This is a genomic window from Rhodococcus wratislaviensis (genome assembly GCF_900455735.1).
Taxonomy (GTDB): domain Bacteria; phylum Actinomycetota; class Actinomycetes; order Mycobacteriales; family Mycobacteriaceae; genus Rhodococcus_F; species Rhodococcus_F wratislaviensis.
The window spans coordinates 206,910-226,148 of sequence record NZ_UAUI01000024.1 but is presented as its reverse complement, the minus strand read 5'-3'; the positions used below and the strand labels follow the sequence as shown (position 1 = coordinate 226,148).

Genomic DNA, 19,239 nt, shown 5'->3' with positions numbered 1-19,239 from the left:
CTACGTCGCCTTGCCGGGCTGGATCGGACTGTTGCTCACTTCTTCGGACGGCACCGAGGGTTCGGCGTCCACGTCGGTGGTTCCGAGCCGTGCGTAGAGTTCGGGATCGCGTCGCGCGAGCCGTGTACCGAGCACCAGTCCGATCGCCAGGCTCGCCGGTGTGACGGCGACGAGGACCGTGTTCACGGCGGGTCCTGCGGCAGTGAGCAGGTCCATCTTGGCCACGATCAACCACGTCGCGTAGCTCAACATGGCGAGAGCGGCTGCGGGGGCTACCCGAACCCGCCAGATCGAATGCCCGCGGCGGTCCCGCCAGAAGAATGCGAGAACGGCGGCGGCGGCCATGGCCTGGAGTACGACGATGCCGACGACGCCGGGGGAATTCACCCAGAGCAGGAGCTGAAGGTAGGGGTCGGCGCCGGCGAGCGCGAACCCGACGATCACGACCATGGCAAGGAGACTCTGCACGGCGCTCGCCACGTACGGCGACTTGTAGACCGGGTGCAGCTTGCCGAGGGCCCGGGGCAGGACGTGCTCGCGCGACAACGCGAAGGCGTAGCGGGTGATCGCGTTGTGGAAAGCGAGCAGGCTGGCGAGGATGCTCGTGATGATCAACAGTTCCATGAGCGTGCTCGCCCAGCCACCGACGTAGTTCTCGATGGCGTCGAAGTACAGTGCGGCGGGATCCGAGGCTGCGAGCGCGAGCGCCTGATCCGGGCCGTATGCCTGGATGATGATCCACACCATGAAGGCGTAGAACAGGCCGAGGAATGCGACCGCCAGGTAGGTTGCCCGGGGGATCGTCCGGGAGGGATCCTTCGCTTCCTCCCGGTACAGGGCGGTCGCTTCGAACCCGATGAACGCGGCGAACGCCAGAGTCAGCACCCCACCGAGGCCGGGGCTGAAGACGTGGGTGGGAGCGAACGAGTCGACGCCGAGCCCCTCGGCGCCGCCCCGAAGAAGGACGGCGGCTGCGAGCAGGACCAGGATCCCTGTCTCAGCGGTGAGCAGCAGGATCAGGAACCGTGCGCCGACATGGACCGATCGCGACCCCAGGAACCAGATCAGACCGACGCCGATCAGCGACCACAGACCCCACGGAAGGTTGAGCCCGACCAGATCCGCCATGGTGGACTGGGTGAAATACCCCAGGGCGCCGAAGATCCCGATCTCGAGAGCGTTGTAGGAGACGAGGGCGAGTACCGCCGCCGCGAGGCCCCATCGGGGGCCGAGTCCGATCGAGATGTACGAGTAGAAGGCCCCCGCGTTGTGGATGTACTTGCTCATCGCGGTGAAGCCGATCGCGAACACGCCGAGCGCGAGCCCGGCCAGGATGTACCCGCCGGGCGCCCCGATGCCCGCGACGTTCAGCGCCAGGGGAGCCACCCCCGCCATCACCAGCAACGGCGCGGCAGCCGCCACGACGAAGAACACGATGCCGGAGGTGCCGAGGGCGCCGCCTTCCAGCTGCGTGCCGGAGGCGGGTCCGGGTGCGGATTTCTTCATGAGGAACTTCTCCAGTCAGGGCAAGGGCGCGGCGGCGGGGTAAACCGGGGGCGCGGATACGCGACGAGGTTCTAATCGAATGTGTTTCGATTAGACTAGAACGTTGTGACCGGCGCCACAAGGGCATAATCGAATGAATTTCGATTGGAGAGGTGGGTGCACCGATGGGCAGACCTCGCGTCGCACGCCTGGACCGCGAACGCATCGCGGAGGCGGCGCTCGAACTGGTCGATCGTGACGGCGACTTCAGGATGCCGGATCTGGCCCGGCACCTGAACGTGCAGGTGTCGTCGATCTATCACCATGCCAAAGGCCGCGCGGCCGTCGTCGAACTGGTTCGCCACCGCGTCGTCCGAGAGATCGACGGATCGGCCTTCGAGCGCCTGCCCTGGGACGAGGCGTTCTCCGAGTGGGCCCGGTCCTATCGGGCGGCGTTCAGCCGGCACCCCACCGCCATCCGCCTCCTGGCCACCGAGACGGTGCGCGATCCCGGTTCGCTCTCGGTGTATCACGCGGCGGCGGCCGGTCTGCGCGACGCCGGCTTTCCGGACGACCACATCATGGCCGTCATCACCGCCGCGGAGAATTTCCTGCTCGGCGCCGCCCTGGACGCGGCCGCCCCGGAGGTCATGATCGAAGCGGATTCGACGACGGCCGACGATGCGCTGACCCGGGCGCTTGCCGCCGCACCCCGCGGCCCGGCGAGGGCCGAGCAGGCGTTCGAACTCGGCCTGGCGGCCCTGCTGGCGGGCTTCCGCAACCTCCTGCAGGAACGCGGCGCGGTGCAGCGGTAGCGCCGGATCTCAGTGCACCTGCTTGCCGCCCAGCCAGGTTCGGGTCACGGCGAGCTCGCTGAGCGCCTGCGCGGACGACAGGTCGTAGGGGTCGACCGGCAGCTGGATCATGTCGGCCCGCATTCCCGGCCGGAGGCAGCCCCACAGGTTCTCCTCGAATCCCTGATAGGCGACGCCGGCCGAATATGCGGCGAGGGCCCGTTCGAGCCCGACGCGTTCGCCCGGCAACCATCCCTCCGTCGGTATGCCGGACGGGGTCTGGCGGTGGATCGCGGTGGCAATTCCCTTGATCGGCTCATAGGCGGTGATGGGCCAGTCACTGCCGAAGGCCACCCGGGCACCTCGCTCGGTGAGGGTTCCGATGCGATATTGCTGCGCGCCCCGGTCGTCCCCGATCCGCGGAATCGTCAATTCCGTCATCAGGGCGTCGAGCTGGGCCCACAGCGGCTGAAAGTTGGCGACCGCCCCGAGCGACGTGAATCGGTCGAGGTCGTCACCGTCGACCAATTGCAGATGCGCGATCGTGGCGCGCCGATCACGCGAACCATTGCTTCGATCGACGTGCTCGATCGCATCGAGCGCCATGCGCACCCCGGCGTCGCCGATGGCATGGATGTGGATCTGGAACCCCAGCCGGTCCACCTCGGCCGCGGCCCGCGACAGTTCGTCCGTCGTCCAGTTGCTGATGCCGTGGGAGTGCGGACAGTCCGTGTAGGGCGCCAGAAGCGCTGCCGTACCGGCCTCGATCACGCCGTCGGCGAAGAACTTGACCGTTCCCGCCCTGACCGCGTCGCCGCCCCGCTCCTCGACCTTCCGCCGCGCCAGGGCGAACGCCTCCCGGTCGGCCTCCCAGCTCTCCGGCGTCGCACGAAACGCGAGGTTGGCACGGGTGGACAGTCTCCCGCGGTCGGCGGCAGTCAGCCAGACCTCGACGTCGTCGAGTTCGGTCCACGCATCCTGCACCCACGTGATACCTGCGGCGGCGAGCATCGTCGACACCGTCGCCAGCGCGTCGACCCGATCGTCGAGGCTCGCATCCGGCACCAGCGCGAGAACCGGATTGATCGCACCCCATTCGCGCAGGGTCCCGAGCAACTCACCGTCGGCCGTCCGCACGATCTCGCCGCCCGCCGGATCCGGGGTGTCCCGACTCAGTCCGGCACGTCGCAGCGCTGCACTGTTGACCCAAGCCGTGTGGTGGTCCATCGTGCGCAGGACCACCGGCCGGTCCGGAACCACGCTGTCGAGCCACGTGGCCTCGAAACGCCCACCCTCGGCGAGCGTCGGAGAAACCCCGTCCCCGAATACACACCCGGCCTCGGGGTTCTCGTCCGCCCACCGGCGCACCTCGCGCAGGACGTCGTCGACGCTGCCACAGTCGCGAATCGAGGCACCGCGCAAACCCAGCCCGCCCATCAGCGGGTGGACGTGTCCGTCTCCGAACGACGGCAACAATGCGCCCCCATCCAGGTCGATCAGTTCGGTGCGGCTCGACCGCATCGCACGAGCCCGCTCCCCCAGAGCAACCACGCGGCCGGCGGCCACGGCGAGCGCGTCACTGACGGGCCGGTCGGGATCACCGGTGCGCACCGCGCCTCCGACGACGAGCAGTTCGGCGTCCACGGGACCTCCTCCAACTAATCGAATATGATTCGATTAAGCTAGGTCGTACACGGGCCGGCGTCAAGAGACACTCAGTCGCGGACCGGAATCCGCGAATTCGAACCCCTCTTGCGGATCGTAGACCGGTCGTATACAACTGGTGCACGGCCTTTGCGTGATCGGCTTCACAGTCGGAAAGGCAAGAAAAAAGTGGGCTCGGCGGCTGTTGGAGCAACCACCGAGCCCAGGCAGCACCATCTGCGCGACCGTTCGAGTCGCCTACTTGGAGGTAGGCGCAAGGACGCGCAGCTCGTCACGTAGCGACGATTCGACCTAGGAGTCGACTATGGCAACCGCCAACAACAAATCTATCAATCGCAGACCACACACCAGCCTGCCCGTCATCGCAGGTTCGAGCCTCGCCGGCACAGCAGTCGAGTGGTACGACTTCTTCCTGTACGGAACTGCGGCGGCGCTGGTGTTCAACAAGCTGTTCTTCCCCACCGAAGATCCCCTGGTGGGCACCATGCTCGCGTTCGCCACCTACGCGGTCGGCTTCGTGGCGCGCCCCCTCGGTGCCGCGGTACTCGGGCACTACGGGGACGTCAAAGGCCGGCGGGCCACCCTCATCGCCAGCCTGATGCTCATGGGAGTGTCGACCTTCCTCATCGCCTTCCTGCCCACGTACGCCTCGATCGGCGTCGCCGCACCGTTGATCCTGGTGCTTCTGCGGCTGGTGCAGGGTTTCGCCCTCGGTGGCGAGTGGGGTGGGGCAGTTCTGCTGGTCTCCGAACACGGCGACTCGAAGAGACGGGCGTTCTGGTCCGCATGGCCCAATCTCGGTCCGCCGCTGGGCAACCTGCTGGCGGCCGGGGTGCTCGCCGTCCTCGGTTCGGTGCTGTCGGAGGACGCGTTCCTGTCCTGGGGATGGCGGATCGCGTTCGGGCTGTCGGCCCTGCTGGTGATCATCGGCCTGGTGCTGCGGCTGTACGTCGCGGAGACCCCGCTGTTCGAGCAGTCCCGGGAAACCGCGACCGCCGAGAAGAAGGGCATGCCGCTCGCAGCGGCCGTCCGGGGACACTGGCGCCAGATCCTCCTCGCGGCCTTCACCCGCTTCGGCGAGAACGCCGGCTTCTACATCTTCTCGCTGTTCGTCATCACCTACATCACCCAGATCCTCGAACTCGAGCGCAGCACCGGATTGAACGCCGTCATGATCGGTATGGTCGTCGCCCTGGTGACGATCCCGATGTTCGCCGTGCTCGCCGACCGGATCGGCCGACGACCGATCTACATCGGCGCGTCCGCCGCCACCATCGTGTGGGCGTTCGTGTTCTTCGCTCTGCTGGACACGAAGAATCCGGCGGCGATCACCCTCGCGGTGGCGGTGGGACTGCTGATCTTCGCGGCGTACAGCGCCGTGATCGGCGCGTTCTTCTCCGAACTGTTCCCCACCGAGGTCCGGTACTCCGGAGTGTCGCTGGCCTACAACCTCGCGTCCGTCCTCGCCGGCTCGCTGGCCCCGATCATCGCGATCGCGCTCTACACCCGGTTCGGCACCGGATACGCCATCGGTGCCTACCTCGCCGCCATGGGAGTCATCTCCCTGATCGCCTCACTTCTCGCGCGGGAAACGCAGTCCGTGGATCTCGCGGCCGTGGGCGACGAGGCGGCCTCCCGGACGCCGGAAAAGCCGGCGTCCGTCATCTCCTGACTCTCCTCGAAGGGGCAAGCCATGACGACATCGAAGACCACCGGGGCAACGGCACCGGAGCTGGCCTACGAGTGGCTGAAGAACACCATCATCACCCTGCCCCGCGACGAGGAGATGTTTCTGTCCGAAGCGCAGGTCGCCGCGTCCTCCGGAATTTCCCGAACTCCGGTGCGCGAGGCGTTGTTACGCCTCGAGGCCGAAGGCTTCATCCGGCGAGTGCCCCACAAGGGTGCCTTCATCCCGGCATTGTCCGACAGTGACGTGGAAGCCATCATGCAGGCCCGGAGGGTGGTCGAGGAATGGTCGGTCACCGAAGTGGCGCCCCAGCCGGGCCTGGTACCGGACCGGCTCCGCATTCTCCTGGACCTGCAGGAGAACGACACCGACCCGGTCGACTTCATCGCGCACGACCTCGAATTCCACACGGCCATCATCCGCGCGGCGGGCAATCCACTGATGAACACCTTCTACAGCTCGCTGCGGGACCGCCAGATGCGGATGGGCATCCGCATCGTCATGGCCGACGAAACCCGCAAGAAGCAGGTTCTCGTCGAGCACCACGCCATCGCCGACGCGATAGCGGCAGGTGATCCCCACGCCGCGGTACAGGCGGTGCGGGAACACCTCGACACCACCCTGCAGTCAATGAAACAGCCGAATATCTAACGGCACGAAGGAAACCCATGAAGATAGCCCTGGCTCAGCTGGCCAGCCCCGATTCCGAGACCCCCGCGCATCGACTCGAGCGCGTACGCAACCTCCTGACCGGACTCGACGAGCGAGTCGACCTCATCGTTCTGCCCGAGCTGTGGCGCGTGGGATACAACCACTTCGACGACTACTCCGCCGCCGCGGAGACTCTCGACGGCGGTACCGTCCAGGTTCTGGCATCCGTCGCCGTCGAACGGCAGTGCTACATCCACGCCGGCAGCATCGTCGAACAGGGCGAGGAGGGCAGGCTGCGCAACACGGCGGTCCTGATCGGCCCCGACGGACAGGTCCACCACCACTACAGCAAAGTTCACGTTTTCGGATACGACTCCCTCGAAGCGCAGCTCGTGCAGCCGGGGACGCAGATCCACACCACCGACACCCCGTTCGGCCCGATCGCCGCCACGACCTGCTACGACCTGCGGTTCCCCGGATTGTGGACCGAATTGGTCTCGGCCGGAGCGCAACTCGTCATCGTTCCTGCGGCCTGGCCGAAAGCCCGCAAGGAGCACTGGCGGCTGCTGACCTCGGCCCGCGCCGTCGACAACCAGGTCTTCGTGATCGCCTGCAACGCCACCGGCACACACAATTCCGTCGAACTCGGCGGCCACAGCCGGATAGTCGACCCGTGGGGAACGGTGATCGCCGAGGCGGATTCGTCCGAGGGCATCACCATCGCCGAGATCGACCCCGCCGTGGTCGACCGCACCCGCGCCGAGTTCCCGATCCTGAGGGACCGGCTCGACGACTACAGCTTCCTCAACCGCAGAAAGGTCCTTTCATGACCGGCGCCACCACGGAGGTGCTCACCTTCGAAACCCTCGATTCCTCCGAGATCCTGCGTTTCGGCAGCGGCCGAACCCTGGTAGCCGGCTACACCGGCCGGGACGAAGCAGCGGTGCAACATCACATCGACGAGCTCGCGGCCATCGGAGTCGCACCGCCCGCACAGGTGCCGATGTTCTACCCCGTCGAGATCGCGACGGTCACCACCGCGACGCAGGCCCCCGTCGTAGGAACGCACACCTCGGGCGAGGTCGAGCCGGTGATCCTGCGGCACCGCGGGCGGTACTACCTCGGTGTCGGCTCCGACCACACCGACCGCGAACTCGAGACCGTCGACATCGGCGACTCGAAGCGGGCGTGCCCGAAGCCGGTAGGCCCGGCCGTCATCGAGATCGCCGACTGGGCGTCGTTCGACTGGGACGCGTGCCGGGCCCGATCGTGGGTCGACGGGGTCCTGTATCAGGACGGCACCCTGGCCAATCTCCGTACACCGCAGAACCTTCTGCAGATCTTCGCCGACCGGCTCGGCGACACCGGCGAGGACCTGCTCTGCTTCGCAGGCACCCTGCCGCTGCTCGACGGCAAGTTCACCCCCGGTCACCGGTGGGACCTCGAACTCACCCTGCCCGACGGCCGAACCCTGGCCCACTCCTACACCACCGAAGGACACTGACATGCGCACCGGAGCCGACTACCTGGCCTCCCTGAACGACGGGCGCGTAGTGCTCGTCGACGGGGAGAAGATCGACGACGTCACCACCCATCCGGCCTTCGCCCCCGTGACCCGGACGATCGCCGAGATGTTCGATCTGGCGGCGGACGAGGCCAACGGCATGCAGTACGTCGCACCCGAAACCGGGAAGGCGGCCAATCGGGTGTTCTCGATTCCCCGATCGCGGGAGGAGCTCGCGCAGCGGCGGGAGGCGATCGAGCGGTGGGCGAAGCACACGCACGGCTGGATCGGTCGTAGCCCCGATCATGTGGGGACGTTCCTCGCCGCGTTCGCAGCGCATCCCGAGGTGTTCGCGGCCGAGGGTGGGCACGACTTCGGGGCGAACGTCTCCGAGTTGTACCGGCGGCTGCTCGACGAGAACCTCTACGTCTCGTACGCGATCATCCCGCCGCAGGTCTCACGCGCGACGACGGCGTCCGGCTGGGAGGGTGAGTACCTGCAGGCCGGTGTGGTCGAGGAGACCCCCGAGGGCCTGGTCATCCGTGGTTCGCAGATGCTGGCGACCGGCGGGGCGATCGCCGACGAAATCTTCGTCTCGTGCATCAAGCCGCTCGGCCCGGACGACAAGGACTTCGCCGTCGGGTTCGTGGTCCCGACCAACGCTCCCGGTCTCAAGCAGTACGTTCGCCGCCCGTACATCCCGGCCGCGACGAGCTCGTTCGACTACCCACTGACCTGCCGCTACGACGAGCCCGACTCGCTCCTCGTCTTCGACGACGTCCTCGTGCCGTGGGATCGCGTGTTCGTGGACCGCGACACCACCGGTGTCCGCCGGCAGTTCTTCGAGACCGGCGCCCACGTTCTTGGCAACTGGCAGGCCCAGATCCGCTTCGCGACGAAGCTCGAATTCATTGCCGGCGTGGCGCGCCGGGTCACCCAGGTCAACGGGGTGGACAAGATCCCCAGCGTTCAGGAGAAGCTCGGCGAACTCGCCGCACTCGTCAGCGGGGTCCGTTCCGCGGTACTGGCCGCCGAGTACACCGCCGAGCCGGATTCGGCCGGGATGTGGCTGCCGGGCAGGCAGGCCCTGTACGGGTCGATGGGCCTGCAGTCGGAGATCTACCCGCGGGTGATCGCGATCCTGCGCGACCTCGTCGGCGGCGGTGTGCTGCAACTCCCGTCGAGCGTCAAGGACCTCACCAGCCCGCTGACGTCCCGGGACATCGAACACTACGTCCAGTCCCCCGGGGTGCCGTCCGAGGAGCGCGTCAAGCTCTTCAAACTGGCCTGGGACATCATCGGATCCGAATTCGCCGGACGACACCAGCAGTACGAGATGTTCTACGCCGGCGCCCCTTTCGTGGTGAAGGGTGCATACACGTACCGCAACTACGACTACGACAGCGCCGTCGCGGCTGTGCAGCAGTTCACCGACGGCTACAAAGCGGAAAGCGAGTAAACCCTCATGGCCAAGCCCGAATTCGAATTCTTCCCGGTCACCGACGTCGAGTGGACGGTATGTCCGGGTGACGATCCGAAGATCACCGAACGCATCCTCGCCAAGGACCCGGAAGGCAACGTCGCCACCCGGATCCTGCGCTACGAACCCGGCGCCGATTCCACTCCCATGGGCGTGCAGAAGCACGACTTCTGGGAGGAGGTCTACATCCTCGAGGGGTCGTTCACCGACCTGACCCTCGGCGAGACGTTCACCGCGGGAATGTACGCCTGCCGGCCGCCCGGCATGCCGCACGGCCCCTGGAGCACGGACGAGGGCGTCGTCACCTTCGAAGTCCGGTACCACAGTAAGTAGGCCCACGATGACCCTTCCGGCATTCCACGCCCCCACCCCGACGGACATGCGGCGAAGCATGGGCCGGTTCACCACCGGGGTCGCCGTCGTCAGCGCCGACGACGGCGACGGCGACCCCAGTGCCATGACGATCAGCTCCCTGACCTCGATCAGCCTGGACCCGGCAATCCTGCTCGTCTCGCTCACCCACGGCTCCCGCACCACCGAGGCCGTGGAAGCCGCGGGCTCGTTCGCCGTTTCCGTCCTCGGCTCCCGTCAGGAAGCTCTCGCCCGCCGCTTCGCCACGCGGGGCGGCGCCCGATTCGACGACCTGCCCTGCGATCGCAGCCGCTCGGGGCTGCCGCTGATCAAAGATGCTCTGGCCCAGCTCGAATGCAGGGTCCACAGCGCCCACGACATCGGCGACCACCGCGTCTTCTACGGCGAGGTCACCGACATGCGCTGCCGGGAGGGCACCGGCCTGGTGTTCTACTCGGGGCGGTTCGGCGACTTCCACGACTTCGGTCACGACGAGGTCCCCTGGTTGTTCTGATCCGGGCGAACGTGCTCGCCGGCGCATCACTGACGGTGCGCCGGCGAGCACGTGCATTCGCCGTCGGGCTTCTCGTCGGCCGGAGGGTGCACATTGTGTAACAATATGGAGGTCAGTCCGGACCAGATTGATGCAGAAAGGGATCGTCTTGCTGCCCCCTAACCCCGTTCACATCGAGCGCTCGATACGCAACGCGTAATGTTGTTGTACAACATTACGTGGGAGGCACAGATGACGACGCTGTCCATCGCTCCCGGCAACTCCCCCGTACCCGCCCCCTGCCCGCGGGTGACGAGCCCGGCTTCGCGGGGTACACCGCCCCTCGGATCCACGACTTCTCGAGGTGACACACCATGGTGCTAGCTACGGGCACGGGCCCGAGCAACGAGGGCGGCCCGGATTCGGGCGCCAACCGGACGTCGCAGGCGTACCACGATCTGCGTGCCTTGATCCTCTCCGGTCAATATGAACCGGACTCACGCCTCACCGAGTCGGAGCTCACCACGCAGCTCCAGGTTTCACGTGGGACGATCCGTTCGGTGCTCGCACGCCTCGCGCAGGAGGGCTATGTCACCGCCGAGGCGAACCGCAGCGCCCGCACCCGCTCGTTCTCGGTGGACGAGGCGATCGAGATACTGGAGACCCGCGCGGTGCTGGAGGCGGCGCTGGCGGCGAAGGCCGCCGAACGCGCCACCGATGCGGACATCGCCGCGATGACCGAAACCTGTAAGCGCATGTGGGACTGGCAGAAACCGGGCGGGCGCGAGGAATACTGGAACCTCAACCGCAGGTTCCACGAACAGGTCAAACGCGCGGCGCGGCAGTCCACGCTCACCAGGTTCGTCGACAGCCTGCTCTACCCGCTCGTCATGCAGCAGTACCGCGACGCGGACCGCGAGAAGCCGCGGACCGACTCCGTCCGGGAACACGAGGCCATCCTCGCCGCGATCGTCACCCACAACCCGGAGGCCGCCTCCGCGGCGATGCGACACCATCTGTCGTCGGCCCGGCGGGCACTTCTGCTGAAGTTCACCCCCTCGGCCGATTAGTCGGCGCCGCGAAGACCTCCAGGCTGCTCGTGGGTGCGTTGCGACACCCACGTCGCCCGGAGGTCCTCGTCCACTCAGCCCGACACGTCGACAGCACTCTCACGAGTCATGGCCGCTAGGACCAGAGAGCGACCGTCCACGCCGGATCCAGGACAACGGTTACGTCGTCGCCCGGGTGTGCATCGAAGTGTGCATCGGCGTGTGCGCGAAGCGTGACGTCCCCGACGGTGACGACCATCTCCTGGCGGTCGCCGAGGTACTCGGCAGTCATGATGCGCCCCGGGAACCGGTTGGGGCCCTCGGCCTCCCGCGACGCAGTGATGACGCGGATGTTCTCGGGCCGGACGCACACGAATATTTCCTGGCCTGCAGTGGGCGGCGCCGGTGGGGTGGTGAATCTCTCGCACCGCACCACCCCGAGGGTCGTTTTGGCGTCGACCACGCGGTCACGGGAGCCGGCCGGCCGGTCGAGTACGCCGGGGATGAGGTTGGCGCTGCCGACGAAGTCGGCCACGAACCGCGTCGCCGGGGAGTCGTAGATCTCGCTCGGCGAACCGATCTGCTCGATCCGGCCACGGTTCATGACGACGATCGTGTCGGACATGGCGAGGGCCTCGCCCTGGTCGTGCGTCACGTAGATGGTGGTGACGCCGAACTTCTGCTGGAACGACCGCAGTTCGGTGCGCAGTTGTGAGCGCAGTTTGGCGTCCAGGTTGGACAGCGGTTCGTCGAGCAGCAGAACCTCCGGCTCGCACAGCAGAGCGCGGGCCAGCGCCAGCCGCTGCTGCTGGCCACCGCTGAGCTGGGTGGACCATCGGTCGGCGTACTCCGACAGCCCCACCTGTTCGAGCATTGTGAGGACACGCCGCTGCGTCTCGGGGCGGGGGTAGGTCTTTCGGCCGTATCGGAGCGGGAAGGCGGCGTTGTCGAACACCTTCATGTGGGGCCAGATTCCGTAGGACTGCGGCACCATGGCGATCGGCCGGGAGTCGGGAGGGACGTCGCGACCCGCCGCGGCGGAGAAGACGGCCTGCCCGTTCATCCAGATCTCGCCGCGATCAGCGGTCTCGAGTCCGGCGAGGCAGCGCAGCGTGGTCGTCTTGCCGCAGCCGCTGGGCCCGAGCAGGGTGAAGAAGCTGTTCTTCGGTACTGCGAAGCTGACATCGTCGATGACGCGGTTCACCTCGCCGCTGTCGTGGCGGGTGAATTGTTTCTGCAGACCGGAGATCTGTACGGAATGGTCGGTAGCAACGAGTTTCTGCATGTTCACGACACCTCAGATGTGTTTTTGGACGCCACGGCGGTTGACCCACCAGACGGAGACGGCGGAGAGGGCGAGCAGGAGAACTGCGAGGGCGCTGGCCTCGGGATAGTTCGCGCTCTCGCCGATCATGTCCCACAGCAGCACCACGACGGTGCGGTTGTCGGAGCTGGACAGCAGCAGCGCGATGGGGAGTTCTCCGAGGGAGTGGGCGAACACCCACAGCCACGTGCTCGACACCGCGGGGGCGACGAGGGGGAAGATCACCCGGCGCAGCACGACACCCTTCGACGCACCGGAGACGCGGCCCACCTCTTCGAGTCCCTTGTCGAGTTGCAACAGTGCCGTCTGAATCATGCGTGACCCGCGCGGGACGTACCGGGTGGTGAACGCGATGATGATGATCCAGATCGTTCCGTAGATCGGGAAAGGCATGTACAGGTAGAGGAACAGCACCGCCATTCCCAGTACCACGGCGGGGATGGCGAAGACCAGGAACGAGATATCGAACAGGGCCCGGCCGATGCGTCCGCCACGGCTGGCGGCCAGCGCCAGCCACAGGGCGAACCCGGCGGTCAGGGTCGCCGTGATCAGGCTGATCACCAGGGTGTTGAGGACCGCTTGGCTCAAGCTCGGGTTGGTGAAGATCGCGGTGTAGTTGGCGAGGCTGAGCGCACCCAGATTGTCCAGGCTGATCGGCTGGAGGTACGGTGTCAGGCTCGTCCAGACCAGGGTCAGGATGGGCACGATGATCGCGACCAGCACGTAGAGAAAGACGGTGGCGAAGATCGGGATGCGCCAGCGTCCCAGCCGCACCGGCGTGGACCGGTACCCCTTGCCCCCCACCACCTGGAACCGGTGCGACTCTCGGGTCTGGCGTCGGTAGACGGCAATCATCACCAGGGACAGCAGGACCAGCATGATGCCGTACGCGCTGGCCTGACCGTAGTTGGCGAGTCCCGACGGCGGCTGCAGCGAGGCCTGGATGAGGCTGCTGAACACGTAGATCTGGTCCGGCATTCCGAGGATGGCCGGGATCGCGAATTCCTCGAGCGCGATGACGACCAGCAGCATGCTGGCTGCGGTGATTCCCGGCATCGTCAGGGGCAGAACCACTTTGCGGGTTCGTGTCCACCATCCGGCGCCCGCTGTGGCCGCGGCCTCCTCGAACTCGAGGTTGAGCCGGGCGAACGTCGGCGCGAGCATGATGTACATCCCTGGCACGCCGAAGATTCCGGCAACCAGGATCATGCCCGGTAGCGAGTAGATGTCGATTGTGAACCCGAAGATCCGCTCGATGACGATGGCGATCGGGCCGTTGGTGGGGTTGGCCGCCAGCACCCAGGCCACCGCCATGACCGTGGCCGGCACGGCCATGGGGGCCAGAGTGCTCGGCGCGAGAAAGCGGCGTCCCGGAATGTCGGTGCGTTCGAACAGGTAGGCCAGGCTGACACTGATCACGAGAGCCAGGCCCACGGTGCCGACCACGAAGATCAACGAGTTGAGAGCGACTTCGACCAGGCGTTTCGAGGAGAAGATCGCGGTGAAGTTGGCAAGCGTGAACCCGGGGACCTGGAAGGGCAGCTTCGTCTCGCTGTCCTTGAGACTGCTGAACAACAGCATCCCCAGGGGGAAGAGCATGAGATAGGCGATGATCGCACCGATGGCGATGTTGACGCCGATCAGGACACGGTCCCGCCGATGCGGGTGTACGTCGGTGGGCTCAGGGCGGACGCCGGTTCGCTGTGGGCGAGGGCGGGTGCCGGTGGGCGGGCGTCCGCCGGTGGGCGGGCGTCCGCCGGTGGAGAGCGGGGTGCCGGACTGCATCGCTGAAGTCTCCAAAGGTGAGGGGATAAAGTCTTCTGCTGCCGGTCAGGGCAGCGGTGAGGGCCGTCAGTTGACGTCGGTGCCCAAGGCCTCTTCGACCTCGGGGAAGTATTCCGAGAACTGCTCGTACTGCTCGAGGTTGGTTTCGCCGAACCATTCGACGCCGGCGGCGCACAGGGCGCCGATGACACGGTTGGTTGCGGCGTCCGTGCAGTCGGTGTTGGTGGGGATGGCCGAGTTGTACGTGCCGACCAGGGCGGACTGTCCCTCTTCGGAGGCGAGGAAGGCGGTGAGCAGACGGCCCGCCGCCGGGTGCGGGGCTCCATCGGCCACGAACAGGTAGGACTTGTTGGCGTTCGTCGGGCCCACCGGTGCGACGGCGACCGGCGCACCCTTGCCCTGGTCCTCGAGCACGAGGTTGATCAGGTCGGTGCCGACCGGTGTCTGGCCGGAGACGATGAGCGTGTGGGCTTGCGTGGTGTTCTCGGTGTAGTGGGGATTCAGCTGAGCCAGCCGGGAGGCGTAATCGAGTCCGGCGTCGGTGCCGAGGGCCGGATCCTGGGCCCATACGGTCATGAAGGACCCGCGCGACTCGACGCTGAGCTTTCCCCCATCCCAACGCGGATCGAGCAGCTCGTCCCAGCTCGTCGGGATATCGCCGGCGGCCAGAGCGTCGGTGTTGTACGCCCAGACCTTCGGTACGGCCCAGACGTAGACGAAGTCGCCGGCGAAGATCTGGTCGCTCGGCACCTCGTAGGACGCCCAGTCCACCTTCGCCGCCATGGACTGCGACGGCAACACCGTGAGCCCACCTGCGTTGGAGACATCGAAGGTCACGCGCTCCGCGGCCTGCTCCACATTGAGCTGGGTGACGAGGTCCGGAGCCTTCTTGTTCGTGTACCGGACTTCGATCCCGGGGTACTTCTTCTCGAAGGCGTCGATAGCCGGCTTCATCTGCGCCTCCGGCTTCGGCGCAAACCACACGACCTCACCTTCGGCCTTGGCCGCCTGGTACAGCTCGTCGAGATTCTTGGTGTCCGGAACGGCGGGAGGGCCGCCGCAGGCGGACAAGGCGACGGCAACGGCCATGACCGAGGCGGTCAGACAGAACTTGCGCCCAATTCGATTCATGGCAATCAACATTCCTTCGCGCCGGGAGTGACGGCAGGGGTGAGCCCGTACAGCCGGCCGGCGGTGCCGCCGGCGATCAGTTCCAGCTGCGTGTCGTCGAGCGAGGGCAGTTGCTTCTCGATGAGATCGTGAAGTTCGGACAACGACCCGGCCGAGGCGGGGAAGTTCGAACCCCACATGACGTTGGCTGCGCCGAACTTCTCGATCAGCGTGCGGACCACCGGTGCCGCGGATCCGCTTTCGCGCTGTGCGCGCAGGACGGCCGGCGGCGTGAGCTTGATGAAGACCCGGCCCGTCTCCTCGAGCTGGGGAACTCCGGCGGCGCTCGGGTACGGCGCGTCGCCGTCCAGCTGGGGCCGTCCCGCGTGGTCGAGGATCGCGGTGAGTCCCGGGTACTGCTCGAGGAGCCCGGCGAGGATGGGGGCGTGCTTGGCGTGCATCTGGATGCAGACCGGCACCCGGCGGTCGGACAGGAACTGCCAGACCGGCGCCATGCGCTCGTCGTCGAGGCCGCGGCCGGGCGTCGGGACGGCGGTCGTCCCGTCGGCGGCGCGGATGCGGACTCCCGAGAAGCCCCGGTCGTCGATCCAGTGGTGGAGGTCGTCGACGACCTTCGGGGAGAGGAAGTCCACCGAGCAGACCCCGCTGAGGCGGTCGGCGTGCCTGGTGAGCTGATCGGCCACGTAGTTGTTGTCGAATCCGTAGACCGTGGAGGCCTGGACGACGACGAGGTGGTCGACGGCGGCAGCGTCGGCCGCGCGCAGGAGTCCGTCGATGTCGGTGGGCCGTTCCTGCGACCAGGTGGAGCGGTGGCCGCCGAGAGGATCTGCGGGGTAGGAATCGGTGTCGGGCGAAATGATGTGGGTGTGTGTGTCGACGGTGAACATCAATACCTCACGGCTGGTAGGTGGCGGGGGCAAGCGTGCGGGCGGGTGCGCTCATGCACGCTCACCGAGGTGCCGGGTGAAGTCGTCGAGGAGCTCGGCCACGGTCACCGGCGTGCGGATGACGTTCTGCTGCAAGGCGTAGTCGATCGCGATCTGCAGACCGGCGACGAGTTCGTCGGTCACCCCGAACCGGAGGGCGCGGACGCGCGGACCGGGCTCGGTGTCTGCCGCCTTGCGCGCCTCGATCTCGGCGCCGAAAGCCTGGTAGAGCGCTGAGACCGTCTGCGGCTCGGCTTCGAGGAGGTCGCGCCGGACGGTGAGCATGTGGTTGATCGGCACCGTCTGGTGCCGGGCGCCCCACGCCTCCTCGGCCTCGCGCCAGTTCGGGATGATCGGGACCAGCGGTCCCTGCGCGCCGTCGAGCGCCGGCGGACCGAGAACGGCGGCTACGACATCGCCGCGCTCGAGCACGTCGAGCACCTTGCCGGTCGTGCGTTCGACGTTCGGCGGCTCGACGTAACCGGCGACGTGCGGCTCCTCGGTGGTGACCCAGGTGACCTCCTTGGCGTCGACGCCGAACTCCTCGTGCAGGATGCCGCGGACCCACAGCCCGGTGGTCTGGCTGTAGGCACGGACGCCGACCCGTCGTCCTGCCAGGTCAGCCGGGCTGATCTCGGCCGAACCGGGCCAGCGGGTGAGCGAGTGGTGGTGGAAGTCGCCGCTCAGCACCACCGGCAGGAGTGCGATCGGGGCACCGGCCTCGCGGGCCTGCAGGAAGGTGGCGATGGCCAATTCGCTGACGTCGTACCGGAGTTCACGCACCATGGGAGCGAACGCCTTGTAGATCGGATCCGCTGCCGCGAGTTCGACGGCGCGCCCCCCGACAGTGAGTTCGGGATCGGTGAGGAACGCGGTGTGCGGGTAGGACTTCGCGGCGATGGACAAGGGCTGGGGCATGAAACGACTCCTCTGTTGCGTCCGAGCCCGGGGGGAGGGAGTGCACGGTGCCGGTGCACTGATGCTGATCCTCAACCGACGGGCGGACCACCAATATTGTCTTACGGTTTCGCCCAATTTACGCGTGTGACGGGCCCAACACAAGGCCTTCTCGCGTGGATCGTCTAACAATTTTGCGCGACACTGCACCCGAGGAGCTACGACGACCCACTCCGCGACCGCGGCTCACGCCGACGCGCCGCTCCCACGGTCCGCCAAGACGTCTGTTCACAAGAATTGTTGTACAAAATTTCCTGTCAACATCGGGCGCGCCGCCCAAACTACTGATTTATACGTGGTTCTTGCCGACAACTGCGCCGCGCTGCTACTCTGTGCGAGAGAAAGTTGTTAAACAATCTGAGGCCGCGTCGCCAGGAGACTCGGAGACGCCAACGCACCCCTGCGGCCGGCCTGCACTCCGCCACCCAGCGGGGGCACCCGTGACATCAACTCGCTGATCGAGTCTCGCGAGTTCCCAAGCTCCACAACGAATCTGTGGAGGCTGTTCCAGATCGCCAAGCGAGGACACAGTTGTGATAAAGATCGACGAAGAGATCGCCGTACCCGCACCACCGGAACGGGTGTGGGAGGTCATTTCCGACCCCACTGAAGTGGTGTCGTGCATCAACGGAGCCGAACTCGGCCAGTTCCACGACGACGGCTCCTTCGACGGCACGCTGTTCGTGAAGTTCAGCGCGATCCGGGTGCGGTTCGGCGCCCGGATGTCGCTCGACCTCGACGAGCCCGAACGAGAGGGACGGCTTTCGGCACGCGGACGGGACGGACAAGGTGCGACCCGCTTCACTGCGCAGGCGACCTTCCGGATCACCGAGGACCACGCAGTCGGCGGCACGCGGATGCATGTGGCGGGTGAGGTGGCTCTCGCGGGAAAGCTCGCGTCGCTGATCGAAGCGGGCGCCGGAGCCGTGGTGTCCCGGATGACTCAGGACTTCACGGACGAACTGATTCGCCGGTGCGCCGGGGACACGGCGATCACACCACCGCCCAGCCGTCCGTCCGTGTGGGCACGCGTGCGCGCCTGGTGGCACAGGACCATTCACAAGCGACAGAGTGAGCAGATCGGAGTGGCAAGTGGCAAGACTCAATAGCGTGATCGGTGCGCTGGAATCGGGGCAGCACGCCTTCGCGGCGTTCGCGGCACCCGAACCGGCCGCGGCGGTGGACTTCGCGACGACCGACTACGACGGCCTGGTGTTCGAGTCCGAGCACAAGCCCTGGGACGCAACGACATTGCGGGACAGCCTGCAGTATCTGCTCAACCGGCGGCGGATATTCGAAGCCGGCACGCTCGCCCCCTCCCCCACCCCACTCGTCCGCGTCCCCGTCAACGGCGCCGAACACGGGCAGTGGCACGCGAAGCAGGCCCTCGACCTCGGAGCGTACGGAATCGTGTGGCCGCACATCAGCCGGGTCGAAGAGGCCCGCAACGCGGTCGCGGCATGCCGATACCCGCGGCTGCCCGGCGAGGACCGGTTCGACCCGCCGGGCCTGCGCGGCGACGCGCCGGCGGCCGCCGCACGGTACTGGGGCCTGTCGAACGATGAGTACTACGCCAAGGCCGACGTGTGGCCACTCGCCCCGGACGGCGAGATTCTCGTCGTGATCCAGATCGAGGATCAACTCGGCATCGAGAACCTCCCGGCGATCCTCGACGAGGTGCCCGGCATCGGTCTCATCCTCATCGGCGAGGGCGATCTGAGCCAGGAACTGGGTGTGCCTCGCCAGCTCGACCACCCGCTGATGGTCGAGGCCAGGAGCCGGATCGTGAAGATCTGTCACGAACACGGTGTCGTGGTCGGCCACCCGCACGTGACCCCCAGCAACCTCGAGCAAGTGCTCGACGAGGGCTACCGCTTCCTCATGTCAGCGCCGGTGCGCAGCTACCCCGGCCTGGAACTGGGCCGCAAACTCACCGGTCGCTCCTGACCCCGAACAC

At 66.9% G+C, this 19,239-nt stretch carries 18 protein-coding genes; 11 read left to right on the top strand and 7 right to left on the bottom strand.

From position 1 onward, the window contains the following. The gene (locus tag DTA22_RS26780) at window positions 1–1,506 is read right to left on the bottom strand and encodes an APC family permease (protein WP_112301487.1); all 1,506 of its coding nucleotides are present in this window, start codon (window positions 1,504–1,506) and stop codon (window positions 1–3) included. A 164-nt stretch (window positions 1,507–1,670) separates the two neighbouring features. Here DTA22_RS26780 and DTA22_RS26775 point away from each other — a divergent pair, with 164 nt between their 5' ends. Then, on the top strand, window positions 1,671–2,300 hold the full coding sequence (locus DTA22_RS26775) for a TetR/AcrR family transcriptional regulator (protein WP_112301486.1): 630 nt from the start codon (window positions 1,671–1,673) through the stop codon (window positions 2,298–2,300). Window positions 2,301–2,309: 9 nt separating this feature from the next. Here the strand turns inward: DTA22_RS26775 and DTA22_RS26770 are convergent, their stop codons facing one another. Then, complete coding sequence (locus DTA22_RS26770) at window positions 2,310–3,923, bottom strand: amidohydrolase (protein WP_112301485.1); 1,614 nt, start codon at window positions 3,921–3,923, stop codon at window positions 2,310–2,312. Between the two features lie 325 nt (window positions 3,924–4,248). On the opposite strand from DTA22_RS26770, the gene DTA22_RS26765 reads away from it, so the two are divergent. The 8 genes from DTA22_RS26765 (at window position 4,249) to DTA22_RS26730 (ending at window position 11,180) form a co-directional block, all read left to right on the top strand. Then, the gene (locus DTA22_RS26765) at window positions 4,249–5,616 is read left to right on the top strand and encodes an MFS transporter (RefSeq protein ID WP_112301484.1); all 1,368 of its coding nucleotides are present in this window, start codon (window positions 4,249–4,251) and stop codon (window positions 5,614–5,616) included. A gap of 21 nt (window positions 5,617–5,637) precedes the next feature. Continuing rightward, window positions 5,638–6,282 (top strand): GntR family transcriptional regulator, encoded by a 645-nt coding sequence (locus DTA22_RS26760; RefSeq protein WP_112301483.1) that lies wholly within the window; start codon window positions 5,638–5,640, stop codon window positions 6,280–6,282. Between the two features lie 17 nt (window positions 6,283–6,299). Further along, complete coding sequence (locus tag DTA22_RS26755) at window positions 6,300–7,112, top strand: carbon-nitrogen family hydrolase (protein ID WP_037236101.1); 813 nt, start codon at window positions 6,300–6,302, stop codon at window positions 7,110–7,112. After that, window positions 7,109–7,786 (top strand): DUF2848 domain-containing protein, encoded by a 678-nt coding sequence (locus tag DTA22_RS26750; protein ID WP_037236100.1) that lies wholly within the window; start codon window positions 7,109–7,111, stop codon window positions 7,784–7,786. The genes DTA22_RS26755 and DTA22_RS26750 overlap by 4 nt, the downstream gene beginning before the upstream one ends. A 1-nt stretch (window position 7,787) precedes the next feature. Beyond that, entirely contained in the window at window positions 7,788–9,245 is a 1,458-nt protein-coding gene (locus DTA22_RS26745; protein WP_037236099.1) for a pyrrole-2-carboxylate monooxygenase subunit, read from the top strand. A gap of 6 nt (window positions 9,246–9,251) precedes the next feature. Further along, window positions 9,252–9,599 carry a cupin domain-containing protein gene (locus DTA22_RS26740; protein WP_016884597.1) on the top strand — a complete coding sequence of 116 codons (348 nt, stop codon included), beginning with the start codon at window positions 9,252–9,254 and terminating at the stop codon, window positions 9,597–9,599. A 7-nt stretch (window positions 9,600–9,606) separates the two neighbouring features. Continuing rightward, window positions 9,607–10,131 (top strand): flavin reductase family protein, encoded by a 525-nt coding sequence (locus tag DTA22_RS26735; protein ID WP_112301482.1) that lies wholly within the window; start codon window positions 9,607–9,609, stop codon window positions 10,129–10,131. Window positions 10,132–10,484: 353 nt separating this feature from the next. Further along, on the top strand, window positions 10,485–11,180 hold the full coding sequence (locus tag DTA22_RS26730) for a GntR family transcriptional regulator (RefSeq protein WP_245973389.1): 696 nt from the start codon (window positions 10,485–10,487) through the stop codon (window positions 11,178–11,180). Window positions 11,181–11,295: 115 nt separating this feature from the next. On the opposite strand, the gene DTA22_RS26725 is transcribed toward DTA22_RS26730, so the two are convergent. The 5 genes from DTA22_RS26725 to DTA22_RS26705 all read right to left on the bottom strand — a co-directional run bounded on the left by DTA22_RS26725 (window position 11,296) and on the right by DTA22_RS26705 (window position 17,243). Further along, window positions 11,296–12,444 carry an ABC transporter ATP-binding protein gene (locus DTA22_RS26725; RefSeq protein ID WP_174233869.1) on the bottom strand — a complete coding sequence of 383 codons (1,149 nt, stop codon included), beginning with the start codon at window positions 12,442–12,444 and terminating at the stop codon, window positions 11,296–11,298. Between the two features lie 12 nt (window positions 12,445–12,456). Continuing rightward, window positions 12,457–14,268, bottom strand: a complete 1,812-nt coding sequence (locus DTA22_RS26720; protein ID WP_037236092.1) for an ABC transporter permease — start codon at window positions 14,266–14,268, stop codon at window positions 12,457–12,459. Window positions 14,269–14,334: 66 nt separating this feature from the next. Beyond that, window positions 14,335–15,399, bottom strand: a complete 1,065-nt coding sequence (locus DTA22_RS26715) for an ABC transporter substrate-binding protein (protein ID WP_245973390.1) — start codon at window positions 15,397–15,399, stop codon at window positions 14,335–14,337. Window positions 15,400–15,404: 5 nt separating this feature from the next. Continuing rightward, entirely contained in the window at window positions 15,405–16,286 is an 882-nt protein-coding gene (locus DTA22_RS26710; RefSeq protein ID WP_112301481.1) for an amidohydrolase family protein, read from the bottom strand. A 51-nt stretch (window positions 16,287–16,337) separates the two neighbouring features. After that, a complete protein-coding gene (locus tag DTA22_RS26705; protein WP_037236087.1) occupies window positions 16,338–17,243 on the bottom strand; it encodes a substrate-binding domain-containing protein in 906 nt (301 codons plus the stop codon). Window positions 17,244–17,815: 572 nt separating this feature from the next. Here DTA22_RS26705 and DTA22_RS26700 point away from each other — a divergent pair. Then, a complete protein-coding gene (locus tag DTA22_RS26700; RefSeq protein ID WP_037236084.1) occupies window positions 17,816–18,391 on the top strand; it encodes an SRPBCC family protein in 576 nt (191 codons plus the stop codon). Next, window positions 18,375–19,229: an HpcH/HpaI aldolase family protein gene (locus DTA22_RS26695; protein WP_112301480.1), complete on the top strand. Its 855-nt coding sequence runs from the start codon at window positions 18,375–18,377 to the stop codon at window positions 19,227–19,229. Before DTA22_RS26700 ends, DTA22_RS26695 begins: the two co-directional genes overlap by 17 nt. The last annotated feature ends 10 nt before the right edge of the window (window positions 19,230–19,239 follow it).

Excerpts from the sequence above, each read along its gene's own strand:
- DTA22_RS26780 (WP_112301487.1), bottom strand. The coding sequence starts at position 1,506 with ATGAAGAAATCCGCACCCGGACCCGCCTCCGGCACGCAGCTGGAAGGC.
- DTA22_RS26775 (WP_112301486.1), top strand. The coding sequence starts at position 1,671 with ATGGGCAGACCTCGCGTCGCACGCCTGGACCGCGAACGCATCGCGGAG.
- DTA22_RS26765 (WP_112301484.1), top strand. The coding sequence starts at position 4,249 with ATGGCAACCGCCAACAACAAATCTATCAATCGCAGACCACACACCAGC.
- DTA22_RS26760 (WP_112301483.1), top strand. The coding sequence starts at position 5,638 with ATGACGACATCGAAGACCACCGGGGCAACGGCACCGGAGCTGGCCTAC.
- DTA22_RS26755 (WP_037236101.1), top strand. The coding sequence starts at position 6,300 with ATGAAGATAGCCCTGGCTCAGCTGGCCAGCCCCGATTCCGAGACCCCC.
- DTA22_RS26750 (WP_037236100.1), top strand. The coding sequence starts at position 7,109 with ATGACCGGCGCCACCACGGAGGTGCTCACCTTCGAAACCCTCGATTCC.
- DTA22_RS26745 (WP_037236099.1), top strand. The coding sequence starts at position 7,788 with ATGCGCACCGGAGCCGACTACCTGGCCTCCCTGAACGACGGGCGCGTA.
- DTA22_RS26740 (WP_016884597.1), top strand. The coding sequence starts at position 9,252 with ATGGCCAAGCCCGAATTCGAATTCTTCCCGGTCACCGACGTCGAGTGG.
- DTA22_RS26735 (WP_112301482.1), top strand. The coding sequence starts at position 9,607 with ATGACCCTTCCGGCATTCCACGCCCCCACCCCGACGGACATGCGGCGA.
- DTA22_RS26730 (WP_245973389.1), top strand. The coding sequence starts at position 10,485 with ATGGTGCTAGCTACGGGCACGGGCCCGAGCAACGAGGGCGGCCCGGAT.
- DTA22_RS26725 (WP_174233869.1), bottom strand. The coding sequence starts at position 12,444 with ATGCAGAAACTCGTTGCTACCGACCATTCCGTACAGATCTCCGGTCTG.
- DTA22_RS26720 (WP_037236092.1), bottom strand. The coding sequence starts at position 14,268 with ATGCAGTCCGGCACCCCGCTCTCCACCGGCGGACGCCCGCCCACCGGC.
- DTA22_RS26715 (WP_245973390.1), bottom strand. The coding sequence starts at position 15,399 with ATGAATCGAATTGGGCGCAAGTTCTGTCTGACCGCCTCGGTCATGGCC.
- DTA22_RS26710 (WP_112301481.1), bottom strand. The coding sequence starts at position 16,286 with ATGTTCACCGTCGACACACACACCCACATCATTTCGCCCGACACCGAT.
- DTA22_RS26705 (WP_037236087.1), bottom strand. The coding sequence starts at position 17,243 with ATGCCCCAGCCCTTGTCCATCGCCGCGAAGTCCTACCCGCACACCGCG.